Annotated in this window: 14 protein-coding genes; 13 read left to right on the forward strand and 1 reads right to left on the reverse strand. The window is 38.9% G+C overall.

Features of this window, described 5'->3' with window-relative positions:
* Positions 1 to 10: 10 nt before the first annotated feature.
* The 5 genes from ACFO5Y_RS00540 to ACFO5Y_RS00560 all read left to right on the forward strand — a co-directional run bounded on the left by ACFO5Y_RS00540 (position 11) and on the right by ACFO5Y_RS00560 (position 3476).
* The gene (locus tag ACFO5Y_RS00540; RefSeq protein ID WP_269434903.1) at positions 11 to 133 is read left to right on the forward strand and encodes a hypothetical protein; all 123 of its coding nucleotides are present in this window, start codon (positions 11 to 13) and stop codon (positions 131 to 133) included.
* Between the two features lie 451 nt (positions 134 to 584).
* Complete coding sequence (locus tag ACFO5Y_RS00545; protein WP_197103069.1) at positions 585 to 941, forward strand: hypothetical protein; 357 nt, start codon at positions 585 to 587, stop codon at positions 939 to 941.
* Positions 941 to 1216: a hypothetical protein gene (locus ACFO5Y_RS00550; RefSeq protein ID WP_197103068.1), complete on the forward strand. Its 276-nt coding sequence runs from the start codon at positions 941 to 943 to the stop codon at positions 1214 to 1216. Before ACFO5Y_RS00545 ends, ACFO5Y_RS00550 begins: the two co-directional genes overlap by 1 nt.
* Positions 1200 to 2648, forward strand: coding sequence for a CHAP domain-containing protein (locus tag ACFO5Y_RS00555; protein ID WP_197103067.1), 1449 nt, complete (start codon positions 1200 to 1202; stop codon positions 2646 to 2648). The genes ACFO5Y_RS00550 and ACFO5Y_RS00555 overlap by 17 nt, the downstream gene beginning before the upstream one ends.
* 597 nt (positions 2649 to 3245) lie before the next feature.
* Positions 3246 to 3476 carry a DUF5960 family protein gene (locus ACFO5Y_RS00560; RefSeq protein WP_197103066.1) on the forward strand — a complete coding sequence of 77 codons (231 nt, stop codon included), beginning with the start codon at positions 3246 to 3248 and terminating at the stop codon, positions 3474 to 3476.
* Positions 3477 to 3956: 480 nt separating this feature from the next.
* On the opposite strand, the gene ACFO5Y_RS00565 is transcribed toward ACFO5Y_RS00560, so the two are convergent.
* Positions 3957 to 7856, reverse strand: a complete 3900-nt coding sequence (locus ACFO5Y_RS00565; RefSeq protein WP_197103065.1) for a G5 domain-containing protein — start codon at positions 7854 to 7856, stop codon at positions 3957 to 3959.
* A gap of 302 nt (positions 7857 to 8158) precedes the next feature.
* Here ACFO5Y_RS00565 and ACFO5Y_RS00570 point away from each other — a divergent pair, with 302 nt between their 5' ends.
* From ACFO5Y_RS00570 to tmk, 8 genes are all read left to right on the forward strand, one after another.
* Complete coding sequence (locus ACFO5Y_RS00570) at positions 8159 to 9040, forward strand: helix-turn-helix domain-containing protein (protein ID WP_197103064.1); 882 nt, start codon at positions 8159 to 8161, stop codon at positions 9038 to 9040.
* Positions 9041 to 9913 (forward strand): Rgg family transcriptional regulator, encoded by an 873-nt coding sequence (locus ACFO5Y_RS00575; RefSeq protein ID WP_197103063.1) that lies wholly within the window; start codon positions 9041 to 9043, stop codon positions 9911 to 9913.
* A 69-nt stretch (positions 9914 to 9982) separates the two neighbouring features.
* Positions 9983 to 11887 carry a M13 family metallopeptidase gene (locus tag ACFO5Y_RS00580; protein ID WP_197103062.1) on the forward strand — a complete coding sequence of 635 codons (1905 nt, stop codon included), beginning with the start codon at positions 9983 to 9985 and terminating at the stop codon, positions 11885 to 11887.
* 118 nt (positions 11888 to 12005) lie between these two features.
* Entirely contained in the window at positions 12006 to 14144 is a 2139-nt protein-coding gene (dnaX, locus tag ACFO5Y_RS00585; protein ID WP_197103061.1) for a DNA polymerase III subunit gamma/tau, read from the forward strand.
* Positions 14145 to 14167: 23 nt separating this feature from the next.
* Positions 14168 to 14716, forward strand: a complete 549-nt coding sequence (locus tag ACFO5Y_RS00590; protein WP_197103060.1) for an ECF transporter S component — start codon at positions 14168 to 14170, stop codon at positions 14714 to 14716.
* A 426-nt stretch (positions 14717 to 15142) separates the two neighbouring features.
* Positions 15143 to 15460 (forward strand): YbaB/EbfC family nucleoid-associated protein, encoded by a 318-nt coding sequence (locus ACFO5Y_RS00595; protein WP_455362886.1) that lies wholly within the window; start codon positions 15143 to 15145, stop codon positions 15458 to 15460.
* Between the two features lie 18 nt (positions 15461 to 15478).
* Entirely contained in the window at positions 15479 to 16075 is a 597-nt protein-coding gene (gene recR / locus ACFO5Y_RS00600; protein ID WP_138403897.1) for a recombination mediator RecR, read from the forward strand.
* Positions 16076 to 16093: 18 nt separating this feature from the next.
* Positions 16094 to 16729: a dTMP kinase gene (tmk, locus tag ACFO5Y_RS00605; RefSeq protein WP_197103059.1), complete on the forward strand. Its 636-nt coding sequence runs from the start codon at positions 16094 to 16096 to the stop codon at positions 16727 to 16729.
* Positions 16730 to 16733: the final 4 nt, after the last annotated feature.

A 16733-nucleotide genomic window follows, 5' to 3' on the forward strand; every position in this document is an offset into this window, starting at 1 on the left:
GGTGGACAGCGTGATGATCAATTTATTCGTAATGCAAGTTAATCTTGGGTGGTTAAAAGTGGAAGATATTCCAGAACCATACCACACAAAAGTAGTTGAATTATTAGAAGTATCAAACATGGGACTAGAGTAGCTTAACGGCTGCTCTTTTCTTTTTTAGAAAGGGGTCGAAGTCATATGGAAGTAGGTGCTAAATTTGAAAAGCATAATTTTGCTTTGGAATAAACTCAAACAAAACAAATCGATTAAAGTCATGAGCGATAATAAAATCATTACAATAATCAACGCTATCACCGTCCTATACGGGTTAAATATGGCGATTGGAAATCACTGCATTCGCATATTGGAGCCTCCGTTACGGTACGTTTTAATTGCTTGTTTGTTGGTGTCTCCCTTACTGGCGCAGTTATCACTAGCGACATTCAAAAGGCGATATCTAGGCTGGCTATTGGTTCTAATTGCCATGTCATGGGCTTTTGTCGCGTGGTTCTATTTCGTCCATCCTGTAAAAAACGGTGGTTGGGGGCTGGCGTTAGGCTATACGCTACTGACCTTTGTTCAATTGTACAGGGGGGACTACCGAGATGAAAATGAACATTGAAACAATCATTAGCTTTGTCGTGGCAGTGCTTGGTGCTGGTGGCGTTGGTGCGCTTCTAAAAAACCACGGGGATAATCGAGCCAATAAACGTGATGATGATCGGGATGATTTTATTGTTATTAAAGCGTCATTGTACGAAGAAATACAGAGACAAAAAGACCAGATAAATAGTATCGAGAAAAAATATAACATCATCTTAGAAAATTACCAAACAGCGCTAAAAGACAAGCACCAAACTGAAATAGAGCTAGCAAAAGAGAAGCAAATCAACAAGGAATATGCTACACGAATTGAAAATCTTGAAAAAGAAGTAGCGAAGTTGAAAGGGGAAATAACCTAATGGACGAATTACTTGAAAATACAATCATAATCGCAACAATCTTTATCCCGTGGATACAAGCCGTTGTAAACATGATTAAGCCATTTGTATCAGATACCCGCCTTTACGCACCTATAAGCGTACTGGTGGGTATTATTATGTTGTTATTAATTGGTGTCGGTTTTGGTCAATCACTATCGGAGTATTTACTAGCTGGATTTGTAGCTGGATTAAGTGCAAGCGGGCTATATGACATCACAAAAATAGGGAGCGATAAATTTGGAACTAAATTATAACGGGGTTACGTTACCGAGTGATATGATTGGTTACCTTGTAAAGGTAGCCAAAAGCCTAAATGTACCACCGAGCTATCTAATTACTAAGCTACATTTTGAAGGCATTTGGGGGAAATCGGAAGTCGCAAGAGAAAATAATAACTGGTCGGGAATGACGTGGACAGGCGACCCTAACCGACCTAGTGGTATCGTTGTTTCAAAAGGTAGCGCACGCCCTAAAAATGAAGGTGGGCACTACATGCGCTATAAGTCCGTTGATGAGTTTTTGACTGATTGGACTTATTTAATTCGTCGCGGCGGTATTTACAAAGTAGCGGACAGCGCAACCTTTGACGAAGCTGTAAAAGGTATGTTTAAAGTTGGTGGTGCAAAGTATGATTATGCTGCAAGTGGTTTTGACCACTATTCAAAAGGGATGAAAGCAAGGAGACAAGCAATTAACCGTGCGAATAATGGCGCACTAGACAAATTAGACAACGCAAAAGGGTTAATTAAAGGAGTGAGTAAAACAGTGACAGTAACAGCAAAGCAGGTTCTGGATGTTGCTAGGGGTTTAATTGGTGCAACCAAGTACGGTGCAACACATAAGAAGTTGATTAATGATTATAACAAAGTAACACCTAGACCAGTAAGTTATGCAGTCAAGTATGATGATGATTGGTGCGATGCTTTTGTCACGGTAGTGGCAGACAGAGCAGGCGCAACAAGTTTAATCGGTCGTGAGTGCGGGGTTGAACGACACAAGTCCATATTCAAACAAAAAAACATTTGGTTAGGATTAGTAAAGCCACAAGCGGGTGACATAGTTATTTGGCGATGGGATGGGAATCGAAACGGGTTTGCGAATCATATCGGCTTTGTGGAATCTGTATCAGGAAACACCATCACAACCATTGAAGGCAATACCTTTAAAGGCGGCGTGTCACAAGTAGGGCGCAACACTTACGCTTGGAACGCTCAAAGCATTCAAGGATATGCACGTCCGAAGTATGGAACGACCAAAGTAACACCTGAAGCGACAGCTAAGAACGAGAATAAAGTATCAAAACACTTCGTTGTGACCATTGATAATTTACGAGCTTTCCAAGAACCAACAGCTACATCTAAGTTAGTGGAAAATATCAAGAGAGATTATGTAAAGAATATTGATGTGACGGTGGAAAGTGAAGGTTACCTGTGGGGTGGCTGGATAAGTTCAGCAGATGGTAAACGCAGATATACCACGCTTCAAACATTGGACGGCAAACGCAAGTTCGTAGATTTGAAAGACGGAACAATTTCTCACGGTGGGGAAACTTACACCGAATACCTAGCATTGCAAGAGAAGGTATCAGACGACCAACCTGTTGGTGGCGACACACCGAAAGTCGGTAAGGGTCAAGTTGAAATTGATGGTACAGTGTATGATGTCGAGTTGAAAGAAACTAAATAGATACCTTGTGACTGACACTGATGTCGGTCACAAGGTAATTCGAGGTAGTTTGACATAATTAACTTTTCACTGTATACTAAGTTTACACAATTAATAAGAGGAGCTAGCCAAGCCCTCACCCAGACAACATTATATTAAGAGACCGCCTAGCTCTTGTTCTGCTTGTTGTCTACCGTTCTGCCCCTCTTTTGAGGGGTTTTTTAAATACAAAAAAACGAGGGTTTTCACCCTCGAAAAACACTATAAGGCGCGGTTGTATGCCTAATACATCTTCATCACTCACTACTTTTTGATCAGTGTTTTTATACCAAGTTACACAATGTTACTTATTCATCTTTTCTAAAATGGACAAAGTCACCTCAGCAACCTGCAACACAATTAATAAGATAGCCAGTTTTTCCAGACCCCCCACCTCCTTTTAGCGTCGGATGAAGAGCCTTAATAGAATAATACCACATCCCAAAAAATAATAATATTAGAAAATTTAAACACAAACATTTAACCCCCTATTCCTTAATCGGAGTAGGGGGCTTTTTTATGCAATCATTTATTTACAAGCAGAACATTTGTTCGCATAATTAACCTGAGGTGGTTAAGATGGAAATTGAGATGATGGGTTCAGAGTTTAAAGAGTTTAGTGATATTTTTGATAAGCTTTACACTGGATTAGAACCATTGTATGCCGTTATCGGTAGTATCGAAAGAACGATGGCTAGTAGTGGTTTCAATTATTTTAAGTTGCCAGCTTTCAAATCAACGGATTTCAAAAATCATTATTTTATTTTTACAGTTGAAGATAATCAATATATTTTTTCGAAGTGTATGTAATGTAAAGCAAAAAAGACTGTCTGAAGACAGTCACTATTTTATTATCAATTAACTAAACTAAAACATGTATGATCTTTTGTAAGTTAATTTTCAAAAAGGTAGCACGAAAGGTAGCAGTTAAGTTATGCCCCATTATATTTGCTTATCTATGTACTTACCTTAAATGTTGTTGTTACAAGTATCTTATATTGAGTGATGTTACATTATTTATTTGCGTTAAAGCTATGTGCCTTTTTTTGTGGAGATTTTTAACAGAATAGTGCTCAGAAGGTTGAACGAGATGCTAGATTTTAGTCACATTCAACTAAAACTGGTAAGTCTAATCGATATTTTTTTATACCTGCTTAATCTTAGATACCTTGTATAGGCTGACTTTAACTCTTTAGCCCATTGTATCCCTTTATTACCCATATCTATTTATATACAAAAAAGAGATTTAAGGCATCTCTACCCTAAACCTCTCGATTCGTTACTTTATGTTTATCTACCTTTTAAGATTTGTACTGCAATCAAGTTATTGAATACGGAATCCCCTTGTGCAGGTGTTACTCCTGTACCAATACGTACCGCTGTAGCAAACCCTGTATAACCTGTACCAATCATATTAGCATAGTGTCCGTCTGAAGCTTTCCATTGATTAAAGAATGCCTCCGCTAAAGCTGTCTCTGACAATGTCTCATAGAAGTTTGTATGGTGCGAACGTCCGGCAATGTTTTCACCTGCACCATAGTTACGATCCTCTGGTAATACTGTATGCCATTTTGTTCCATCTGGTCGTGTATGTGGCTGATTCTCAAATCGTAATGAGCCATAATCTGCCATCTCTTGTGCTCGAATATCTGCCGCGCCTTGTAAGTCTACCTCAGCATGTTCTAGTGTATGCTTTCCTACACTTTGACGTAAATCATTCACTAACTTTAACATATGATCGTTAAAGATACTATGATTAAAGATTGTTCCATCGTTAAAGGCATCCACTACTTCCTCTGACATACGGATCCCAATTCTCCAGTTTTGTCCACTTTCATCTTGACCTGATGTCGTATGTAAGTTTCCACCTGTTTGTGCTTGTTTGTGTTTATACGCATCATCCGCGTTAACAATATCACTTACATTAAACGATACCTCTTTTGTTAATGTGTATTCACCAATCTTATCACCTTTTTTGTATTCGATAATTAAATCGTCACTCACTTGGTTCTCTTTAGTCCCTACCTCAACAATACGGTTTACTGGTGCTTTTGTTACAGTATTTGATACCTCTTTACGTGATGTCACTTTATCATTAACATACGTTACCTCATATTTAATCGTACGTGTTCCATCCACACCTGCTTGAACAAGTTTTTCCTCACCTTTAGGTAAGTTAGGATTTGGGCGGTAAACTGTTTCGAATTCTACTAATTCTGTCTTAGTCTCAGTCTTCGTTTCCGTTACTTGTGTTCCTACCTCAACAATACGGTTTACTGGTTGAGTCGTTACTGAACTAGATACCTCTTTACGTGATGACTCTTCACCGTTAACATACGTTACCTCATATTTAATCGTACGTACTCCGTTTTTACCTGCTTGAACTTCTCGTTCCTCACCTTGTGCTAAGTTAGGATTCGGGCGGTGTTCTGTATCAAATCCTACTGATTCTGTTTTAGTTTCAGTCTTTGTTTCGTTTACTGGTGCTCCGACCTCAATAATACGATTAACCGGATCTTTAGTTACCTCGTAACCAACCTCTTTACGCGATGCCTCGTCACCGTTAACAAGTGTTACCTCAAAGGTACGTGTTGCCTCTCCATTTACACCTTTTTGAACCTCTTTTTCCTCACCTTTTGCTAAGTTAGGATTCTTGCGGTATTCTGTTTTAAATTCTACTAATTCTGTCTTAGTCTCAGTCTTCGTTTCCGTTACTTGTTCTCCGACCTCAACAATACGGTTTACTGGTGCTTTTGTTACAGAACTTGATACCTCTTTACGTGATGTCACTTCACCGTTAACAAGTGTTACCTCATATTTAATCGTACGTGTTCCATCTACACCCGCTTGAACTTCTCGTTCCTCACCTTTAGGTAAGTTTGGATTTCCACGGTAAACTGTGTCGAATTCTACTAATTCTGTCTTAGTCTCAGTCTTCGTTTCCGTTACTTGTTCTCCGACCTCAATAATACGGTCAACCGGATCTTTAGTTACCTCGTAACCAACCTCTTTACGCGATGCCTCGTCACCGTTAACAAGTGTTACCTCAAAGGTACGTGTTGCCTCACCATTTACACCCGCTTGAACTTCTCGTTCCTCACCTTTAGGTAAGTTAGGATTCTCACGGTAAACTGTTTTAAATTCTACTGATTCTGTTTTAGTTTCAGTTTTTGTTTCAGTCACTTGTGATCCGACCTCAACAATACGGTTTACGGGTGCTTTAACAACTTCAGTTCCTGCAACCTCACGGTCAACCTCATCGCCATTTACATACGTTACATTATATGTTGTACGCTCTGTTCCGTTTACACCTGCTTGAACTTCTCGTTCCTCACCTTTAGGTAAGTTTGGATTCTTGCGGTATTCTGTGTCGAACTCAATTGTTTTATCCTCAGTTACTTGTTTAACTTCCGTTGTTTGTGTTCCACGTGCAATCACTTCGTTAACTGGGTTTGATGTTACTACATAACCTGTTTCCACTCGATTTGTCTCGTCACCGTTAACATAAGTTACCTCGAATGTACGTACCGCTGTACCTTTTTGTCCGGTTTGAACGACTTCAGTTTCACCTACTGGTAGTGTATCATCCTCTACGTAATCTGTCGTAAAGTCAATCGACTCATCAATATCATAATGACGCACTTCTGTTACTTGTGTTCCGACTTTGATAACCTTATTAATTGCCTCGGTAACGTCCTCAGAAATAACTGTTCGACTAACAATCGTTCCATTAGCATCTAATACTTCCTCGATTGTTACCACTCGTTGTCCGTTAACACCCTCTTGGACTACCTCTTCCTCACCCGTTGGTACACCATCGTCTTCTACATAATCAACACCATGGTTAATCACATATGTCTCTTGAACTGTGCGTACTGTTTGTTGTGTTTTTGTTCCTCGACGGATAATGCGCGGTACCATGTTAGAAATAACTTGAGTATCTGTACTCTCATTAACTACAACACCATCTTCAGTAATAACCGTTGTAATCTCTACATACTCTCCGTTAATACCCTCTTGCTCAACAATATCATCGCCTGAAAGGACTGTCCCATCATAGTTAATGATTGTCTTGAATGGCTCTACATAAAAACGTTTTGTTGTTGTCGTAGATTGTGTAATATCTTCACCCGGTGTTGGATCGCCTGGAATTAATTGTTCCTCTGTATTTGTCTCCTCATTTACAAGACCGCCACCCTCACCGGGTACTTCCTCTTGCCAGCTCTCGCCCTCTTCCTCAATGACCTCTTCACCAATACCCTCTGATTCAGCCGGTACTTCCTCTTCCGTTGGTGCTTCGTTCCCCGGTACCTCAGGTGTTTCTACTGGAATCTCACTTGGAATTTCCTCTCCCGGTGTCTCTGGTTGCTCAGGCACTTCTGGTGTTTCTGGCACTTCTGGCTGTTCAGGTACATCAGGTTCGTCCGTTCCGGGTTCTTCTGGCTGTTCAGGTACATCAGGTTCGTCCGTTCCGGGTTCTTCTGGCTGTTCAGGTACATCAGGTTCGTCTGTTCCTGGTTCTTCCGGTGTTTCCGGTACATCTGGTTCAACAATCCCTGGCTCATCTGGAGTTTCAGGCACAGGAGATTCTAAGTCTTCGTCCGGTGTTTCACCTTCTGGAGCTTCTTCAAAAGCAGGTGGTTCATCTACATTTGGGTCGCCAGGAATTGGTGCAGAAGGTTCAGCTTCTTGGACTGGATTGTTGACATAGCTAGGTGGCGTATTATTAGAGGTAGATTGAGTCACACTTTCAACATTCAATACACCGTCTAAGATGTCTCCAGTAAGAATTAGGTCTGGGTTTTCAATCAAGTTGAGTTCAATTAACTTGTCCACATCTTTATCAACCGCTTCCGCAATGTTTGAAAGGGTATCTCCCCATTGAACAACATAAGCTTTCAGACCAGCTTCTTCTTGACGCTTTACTTCTTCAACAATATCTTCAACAGTATTTTCTTGCCAGATTAATGATGCGTTTTCTAACGCTTTTTTAACTTCTTCTTTAATAATATTATCATTAATTAAGTCACTTTTACCTTCAAAGTTCGAACCTAATTCTGTCGACAGAACAAAAGCAATCTGTGAATCACTCACTTGTGCATAAGTAACCACGGGTAGGGCAGCAGTGCTCACGACACCGGTTAATGCAACGGCTATCCAAAGTCCTTTAACTTTACGAAGTAGTTTCAATTGTATCGACCTCATTTTCATATTATTTTAATTTATTTGACAAAAAAGACGACTCTTTATGGATTAAAAATCTAAAAGAGTATGAAAAATATGACAGTATTTTAAATTAGATAAATGAATTTGCATTTTAGATAAAAATGGGTGCAAAACATTCATGAAATCATTATAATATAGTTATAGATAAATATAATAGGTGTTGCATACTTTCAAAAACCGTGCATTTTCGGAACAACCGAGCAAAATGCAACACGGCCGATATTATCATGTTAGGCAGTCAGTAACTTACTAAGAGGAGTGATATCATGATGCTAGGAGAGGCAGTTGAACAACTTCGAATTGAGAAGAATATATCTGTGAAAGATTTGATAGGAGAGCGAATTTCTAAGTCAACATATTCGCGATTTGTTAATAATAAATCAATGGTTAGTGCAGATACCTTATTATATTTACTTAATCAATTGCATACAACTTTTGCGATGTTCTTGCAGTTACATACAGATTATTTTGATTTAAAGTATGACTATACCATATTGAATCATTGCCTGGAATTAAAGCAAACATACCGTCTGAGTAATTTATTAAAGAAGTGGGAGTTAAAAATTGGACACTTAAGTATTCCGGAAGAGTTATTTATAAAAACCATAAAGATAACCTTGGCTGATTTGAATGGTGAGTTAGCTACAGCGATTCCCTTAGATGAGCTGAGGAAGGTTTATGATGAATTGAATTATTGGACCGATTATAATTTGAAGTCATTTAAAGCGTCAATGCATTTATTCGATACACAAACAGCGATTAAGTATGCAAAGAAAATTTTAAAAAATATTGATAACATTGATGGTACCTTAGTGCATGAAGAAGTCTTCTATGTTTTGGGGAGAGTATTCTCAAGGTGTTTAATGGAAGGGTTAAATAAGGATGCGAAAGAGATATACTCGAATTTAAACCGATTATATATAAGTCAATATGATCTTGGGAAACAGACATACGCGATGTATTATGAAGGGCTAGCCAATGTTATTCTTTTAAACAAATTTGATGACATTAAACTTATTAATGATGCGATTGATTATTGGGACTTACTCCATATGACTTACAGAATTGATGAGTTTTGTACAATCTATGAAGCTGCGAGCCATCATATGGATCTGCCTGAACTTAGACGCATGAAGGAGGTCATATAGATGGATCTAGGGGGAAAGATAGAGAAATTACGTAAACAGCGTCAAATACCTGTAGCTAAATTGTCACAAGGTATATTATCGGAGTCAAATTATTCACGGTTTTCACGAGGTAAGACGATGGTGGCAGCGGACGTTTTTATTGATGTATTAAAGAATTTGGAAGCTGATTTTTATGAAATCTCAGAGTTTGATCACAATCCCCGTGTAGTAGATAAATACAAAGCACAGTATTTAGAACTGTTAAAGGAAGAGGATTTTGTTGGGCTTAAACGATTAGGTAAGATGGTCGCTCATTTATCAAAGTTTCGCTTTGATACATATAATAATCTAGCGATTTCGATTGAGGTCCAATTAGCTAAGCATGAAAATCGTCCAATTGATTCAGACATTTATCAGCTCGTGAAAAATCATTTGACGAGCGTAGAAACGTGGTCGCATAAAGAGACATTATTATTTGATATTTTAGTAGAGAGTTTCGATTCTCAAATGATTATGATGATGATAGAAAATTTCACAAAAAAAAATCAAGATTATATGGTTGCGGAGCGAAACACGCATATTATTGCGATTTTATTTACAGCATTTATGGCTTTTCTTGAGCGTGGAGAAGTTGTTCTAGCAACCGCAACATTAGAGATGATGCAACCTTATTTGGTTGTGGTGGGGTTAACGATTCATAAGTTCTATTATGCGTTGGCAAAGATGTTATTAGATGTCATTGAGGCTCCAACGGATGTCAACATCGATAAAATTGTTAGGCTCCATGATTTATGTTTAAGTTTAGGAAATAAATCGCATAGTTATAAAGTGCAAAGTAATTATGAATTACTTAGAGAGATTTATAATTTGCCGGAGATTTGGGATAGCGAGTAGGTTCTTCTTCATTTCCACTTAATATAACCGTGTTATAATGAATTTAATATATTAATAGGAGTGTGGCTTATGACAGTGAACGAACAACTGATAAAAGATGATTTATACCATGCAGTAAACGGTGAGTGGCTTGAGAAGGCGGTTATTCCAGATGATAAACCATCAACGGGTGGGTTTATGAATCTACGTGATGGGGTAGAGGAATTATTAATGGAAGATATCAATGCGATGGTTGATGGTAAGATTGATTTAACCAATGCTGAACAAGCTGAGATGATTAAGTATTACCAACAAGCGATGAATTTCAAAGAGCGAGACTCTTTAGGAGCGCAACCTGTACAACCCTTGTTTGAAAAGTTAAATGGATTACAATCTATCAAAGAATTGCAAGCGATTGCACCAGAGTGGGCATTATATGATTTACCATTACCTTTCTCTTTAGGGATTGCACCAGATATGAAAGATACGACGACGTATATCTTAGGTTTATCTGTTCCAGGTAAAATATTACCGGATACGACGTATTACCAAGAAGGAAATGAAGCGGGCGAGCGCTTGTTAACTGTTTACAAAGATATGAGCCAAAAAGTACTTGAGTTAATGGATTTTGATGCGGCGGAGGCGACAAAGTTAGTAAATCAAGCCATTGAATTCGATGCGTTATTCATTCCACATATGAAGAGTTCCGAGGAGTTAGCGGACTATACAATTACGTATAATCCACGTACACCGGAAGAAATTCAAGCTTATTCGAATGAATTTAATTTTTTGGCATTATTTAAAGAGTTGTTAGGCGAAGAGATTGATAAAGCCATTGTCACACAGCCTAAATTTTTTGAAGCCTTTCAAAAAGTTGTAAATGATGAGAATATTGAACTACTAAGAGCGTGGATGATTGTGAATTTAGCCAACAGCCAAACTACAATGTTATCTGAAGAGATTCGCCAAGCGGGAAGTTTATATCAATTGGCTTTGTCGGGAAGTCCTAAGACACAAAGTCCCGAAAAGCATGCTTATTACTTTGCAATTAATACGTTTAGTCAAGTAGTTGGGGATTATTACGGTAAGAAATACTTTGGAGAGAAAGCTCGTCAAGACGTACGTGAGATGGTCGAAGCAATGATTGACGTTTACCAAAACCGTCTGAAAGCCAATACGTGGTTAACACCAGAGACGATTGAGTTAGCGATTGAAAAACTCGATGCGTTAGATATTTTTGTTGGATACCCAGATACGTATCCAGAAATTTTTACGCAATTAAAAGTGAATGATGATGTGAGCTTCTACTCAAATACAGCAGAATTTACGCGTCAGTTTAATGAACGTGATTTTGCGCGTTGGAACAAAGATGTTGACCGCAGTGAGTGGGGGATGAGTGCCGCAACTGTGAATGCTTACTTCCATCCAAACCATAATTTAATTTGCTTCCCAGCTGCGATTTTACAAGCGCCGTTCTATAGTGTGAATCAATCTCGTAGTGAAAATTACGGAGGAATTGGGGCAGTGATTGCTCATGAGGTGTCGCATGCCTTTGATAATAATGGAGCAAAATTTGACGCACAAGGAAATATGAATAATTGGTGGACAGAGGCAGATCTGGAAGCCTTTAATCAAAGAGCGCAAGCGATGATTAAGCAATGGGATGGCATTGAATTTGCGGGTGGAAAAGTAAACGGTAAATTGACTGTCTCCGAAAATATCGCCGATGGCGGTGGCTTAACTGCAGCGCTAGAAGCAACAAAACAAGAAGATGATGCGAACTTAGCAGAATTCTTTATGAACTGGGCGCGTATTTGGAGCTTGAAAGCCCGTCCTGAGTACCAACAACTACTTCTTTCGATTGATGTTCACTCGCCAGCAGAATTACGTGCGAACATCCAAGTGCGTAATATGGATGAGTTTTATGAAACATTTGATGTTAAAGAAGGCGACAAAATGTATTTTGCACCAGAAGACCGCGTTGTAATATGGTAAGATTATATTAGTAAGAGATGACTTCCCTTATGACTGTGAAATATATTTTATTTCATAGTCATGAAGGGGATTTTTGTTTATAATGAGTAGACTATGAACATGTGGAAGGGGAAAATAAATGAGTTATCAAGCACTTTACCGGGTTTGGCGCCCGCAAACATTTGACGAGATGGTTGGACAACCCATTATTAAAGAAACACTAAAAAATGCCATCAAATCGAATCATATTAGTCACGCTTATTTATTCACTGGACCGCGTGGAACAGGTAAGACCAGTGCTGCTAAGATTCTAGCAAAAGCGATTAACTGTCCGAACCAAACGGATGGAAACCCATGTAATAACTGTGACATGTGTCGCTTAATTACCGAAGGTCAGTTAGGTGATGTTGTTGAAATTGATGCCGCGTCAAATAATGGGGTAGATGAAATCCGTGAATTACGTGAGAACGTTCGCTATGCAGCTAGCCAAGCTCGTTATAAAGTATATATTATTGATGAGGTTCATATGCTTACGACAGCAGCCTTTAATGCTCTGTTGAAGACATTGGAAGAACCGCCTGAGCAAGTGGTATTTATCCTAGCGACGACCGAAGCCCATAAGATTCCAGCTACAATCCTGTCGCGTACGCAACGATTTGACTTCCAACTTTATACAGATCAAGAGTTAATTGGAAGAATGGAAGAGATTCTTAACCATGACAACATCGATTATGACGAAGAAGCTTTAGCAATCATTGCGCGTTCAGCTAATGGTGGAATGCGTGACACCGTAAGTTTACTTGACCAAGCGATTTCTTTTAATACGGAAGAAGTGACTGTTGAAACTGCTCTTGAAGTGTCAGGAAGCTTAAACCAAATGGCTTTATTAAACTATATCCAAACGGTTTACCGTCAAAATATTGAAGAAGCCTTAGAAATCGTTAATGACCAACTACAAAAAGGGAAACAAGCGGCACGCTTTATTGATGAATTAATCTTATTCAGTCGTGATATGTTGCTAACTTTACATATTAAGCAAAACCAAACACTCCTTAGCGAGCAAGAAATTCAACCTTTACGTGAAGAAGTTCCCGCAAATTTCTATTATATACTCATTGATACATTGAATGAAACACAAGGAAAAATGCGTTTTAGTACCTCACCAAACTTATATATTGAAGTCATGACGATTCAATTAGCCCAAACGGATAAAAAACAATTGGTGAGCGGTAGGCAACAAGCTAATACTGCTAGCGCACCCAATGAAGCAGTTAATGGCGCTTTAATGGATACAGTGCGTCAGTTGGAAGAAAAACTTGCGGCCTTGTCCCAACAAGTGCAAAGCCAGGATAAATTAATTCGTGCTTTCCAAGAGAATCCGCCGACAACTCAAGGTGTCCAACCGATTAACCAAGAAGGTAACGGGGAAGTAACTGATGATGCGAAGCCAGTGGCAGAAGAAGCGCCAAAAGTTCCACGTAAGCGTCCAGTTCGCCAACAAGCGCGCTATGAATTAAGATTGAATCACGTTTATCGTGTTCTGAATAATGCGACGCATCAACATATTCGTTTGATGAAAGAGCATTGGCCAGCGGTCTTAGGTGAACTGTCACCTCAGCAACGGGCAAAATTCTTTGAAACAGAACCTTTAGCAGCCGGTGAAGGTAGTGCCTTAATTAGCTTTCCAAATCCAGCCTATGCCGGAGACGTTCAACACGACCATGAACTAATGAAGTTCATTGAAGAAACTGTCGAGCAAAAAACGGGCACTTCAATGAAAATCATTATCATCTTAGCAAGTGAATGGGCGGATGTTCGTAAGAACTATGCGATGTTACGTAAAAAGAATAACGGTGCACCGATTCCAATTGAAGAAGATGAAACTGACGACGTAGAAGAAACAGTTGAAGTGGAGACAAAAGCTGGAACTGAAGTGTCAGATAACCAAACTGATACAGAGGAAGTTATTGACGAGCAAGCATCTTCTGCTCAAGAAGTGTCTGAAAAGACACAAGAAGCGCCTGTTAGAGAAGAAACTCAGGAAGCGCCAGCAGAAGAACCTCAAGAGCCAAACCATTCGATGGATTCGCTTGAAGCGTCTTTGCCGAATTCGACGAGAAGTATTGATGACATCTTCTCGCAAGAAGGCTCGCCCAGTCACCGAGTGATGGAATTAGATAATAATGAACCTGAAGAAGAGGAAGGTCCCCCTGAGATTGTTGCCAAAGCCATCGAATTGTTCGGTGAAGAGAATGTAAATATTTATTATGATCGTTAAAGATATGAGAGCAGGTATTGAATATGAATAATGAAAAGATTAATACACGAGATTTAACTCAGATGGCTACGTATGCTGCCTTAATTGTCTTGGCTATTTATATGATTCGAATACCAATGCCATCAGCGATTAGTAATACGTTTGTTCACCCAGGGAATGCCTTAGTGATATTAGCTATATTATTTATGGGCTTTAAAAAGGGAACCATTGCCGCTTTACTTGGCTTAGCGATTTTTGATATTACGTCCGGCTATTTACCGGTCGTACTTTTAACCTTACTTGAGAACTTTATCGTTCTATTAGTGGTTGAATGCGTCTTTCGTTACGTGTTTCATTACGATAACCGAATGCGAAACATTATCGCACTAGGTATTGTCGGAGCTGCAACTAAGATTGTGGTGATATTTTTCAAATATATCATCCAACAATTGATGTTAGGTTCAGTCCTTGGTGGCGCAGTGGCTAGCGCGATTTCAGCACTGCCAGCTTCTTTATTTACTGGCGTTGTCACAGCTATTCTAGTCCCGTTACTATATTGGCCAATAAAGCCGGTCTTTGACCGTTTTAAATAAAATCCTTTAAATAAAACCCGTTTAGTTTAGGCCTTGTCAATATCGGACAAGAAATAAGCTAAATGGTTTTTTTAGTATGGTATTTTGAAAATTATAGCAATAATATTGTTAATCTAGGAATAAGGGAAGCCTTTATAGATTATTATATGAAAAATGCCGTTGGTAGTCCGAAAAATATCAGATTATGTTATAATAGAGCTAAGCATTTAAGCTTATTTTGTTTGTGCAAAAATGACAGAATGATGCATAAAAAGAAAGATAAGATGAATCGTTTGACGAGCAGATGAAATCATTGGCTCTACCGCACTAACATAAGTGAGATAAACATTATATTAGTATATATAATGAACAAAATTAAAAGTGAGAGGCTGAGTGAGCGAATATTTAAGTAAAATATTGCTCGCCCAGAAAGCACAAAAAGGAGATATATTTATGAAAATGGGAAACATGCAAGGTATGATGCAAAAAATGCAAAAGATGCAAAAAGATATGGAGAAAGAACAAAAAGCGATTGAAACGTCAATTTTTGAAGCATCTGATAAAAATAACTTAGTAACAGTTAAAGTAACTGGAGCAAAACGTATCGTTGAATTAGAAATCAAAGAAGATTTAGTGGATCCAGAAGATATCGATATGTTACAAGACTTAGTCATTGTGACTGTGAACGATGCTTTAGCACAAGTTGATAAAGCAACTGAACAACGTTTAGGGAAATTCACTCAAGGATTAAACTTACCGTTTTAGTAGAAAGTAGGAGACTGTATGCAATATCCAGCGCCGATTGCGAAACTGATTAATTCCTTTACGAAATTACCAGGGATTGGAGCAAAGTCAGCCGCAAGACATGCTTTCTATGTGCTTGATATGAACGAAGCAGATGTTTTGGAATTTGCACAAAATTTAATTAACGCAAAGCGTGACTTAACGCATTGCAGTATTTGTGGAAATATTACAGACTCTGATCCATGTATTGTATGTACGGATGAAAGTCGTGACCGTAGCCAAGTACTTGTTGTAGAAGATACTAGAGATGTCATGTCAATGGAACGAATGCAAGAATTCCGCGGTCTGTATCACGTATTAGGTGGCGTTTTGTCACCAATGGAAGGAACAGGACCAGAGGATTTAAATATCCCAAGTTTAATTAAACGACTTGAGGATGAGACAATTAAAGAAGTGATTATAGCAACAAATGCTACCGCTGAAGGTGAAGCAACTGCTATGTACTTATCACGCTTAATCAAACCTGCCGGGATTAAAGTAACGCGCCTTGCTCACGGCTTATCTGTAGGTAGTGATATTGAATACGCAGATGAAATGACTTTATTTAGAGCCATTGAAGGTAGACGCGAGTTATAAATGAGTTGGAGTGTAGAGATGACTAAAGGAAAATTTATTTCACTTGAAGGACCTGATGGCTCAGGGAAGACAAGTGTAGTACGAGCACTAAAAGAAATGTTAGAGGCATCTGGATATGATGTGTTAACGACCAGAGAACCTGGTGGGAGCCCAATTGCAGAACGCATCCGGGAAGTTATTCTAGATGTGGATAATACCGCCATGGACGCAAGAACAGAAGCTTTACTATTCGCTGCGAGTCGTCGTCAACATTTAATTGAGACGATTTTACCTGCCTTAGAAAAAGGTCAAATCGTCATTACAGACCGGTTTGTAGATAGTTCAATTGCGTATCAAGGAATTGCGCGAGGCATTCCAGTGGAAGATATTTGGGCGATTAACAAATTCGGAATTGAAGACCACATGCCTGATTTAACATTGCTCATCGATGTTCCAGCAGAAGTTGGTTTGGAGCGTATTTATAAAGCCCGAGGGCAACGCCAATTTGACCGCTTAGATCAAGAGAGCATTGATTTCCACCAAATGGTGCGCGAAGCTTTCTTAAATTTTGAAAAAGAAAACGAACGAATTATTTTAGTGAACGGCAACCAAAGTGTCGAAAAGGTTGCACAAGAATGTATTACAGTATTAAAAGACAAGGAACTTACAGAATAAGAGG

Source organism: Ruoffia tabacinasalis (assembly GCF_042652985.1).
GTDB lineage: Bacteria > Bacillota > Bacilli > Lactobacillales > Aerococcaceae > Ruoffia > Ruoffia tabacinasalis.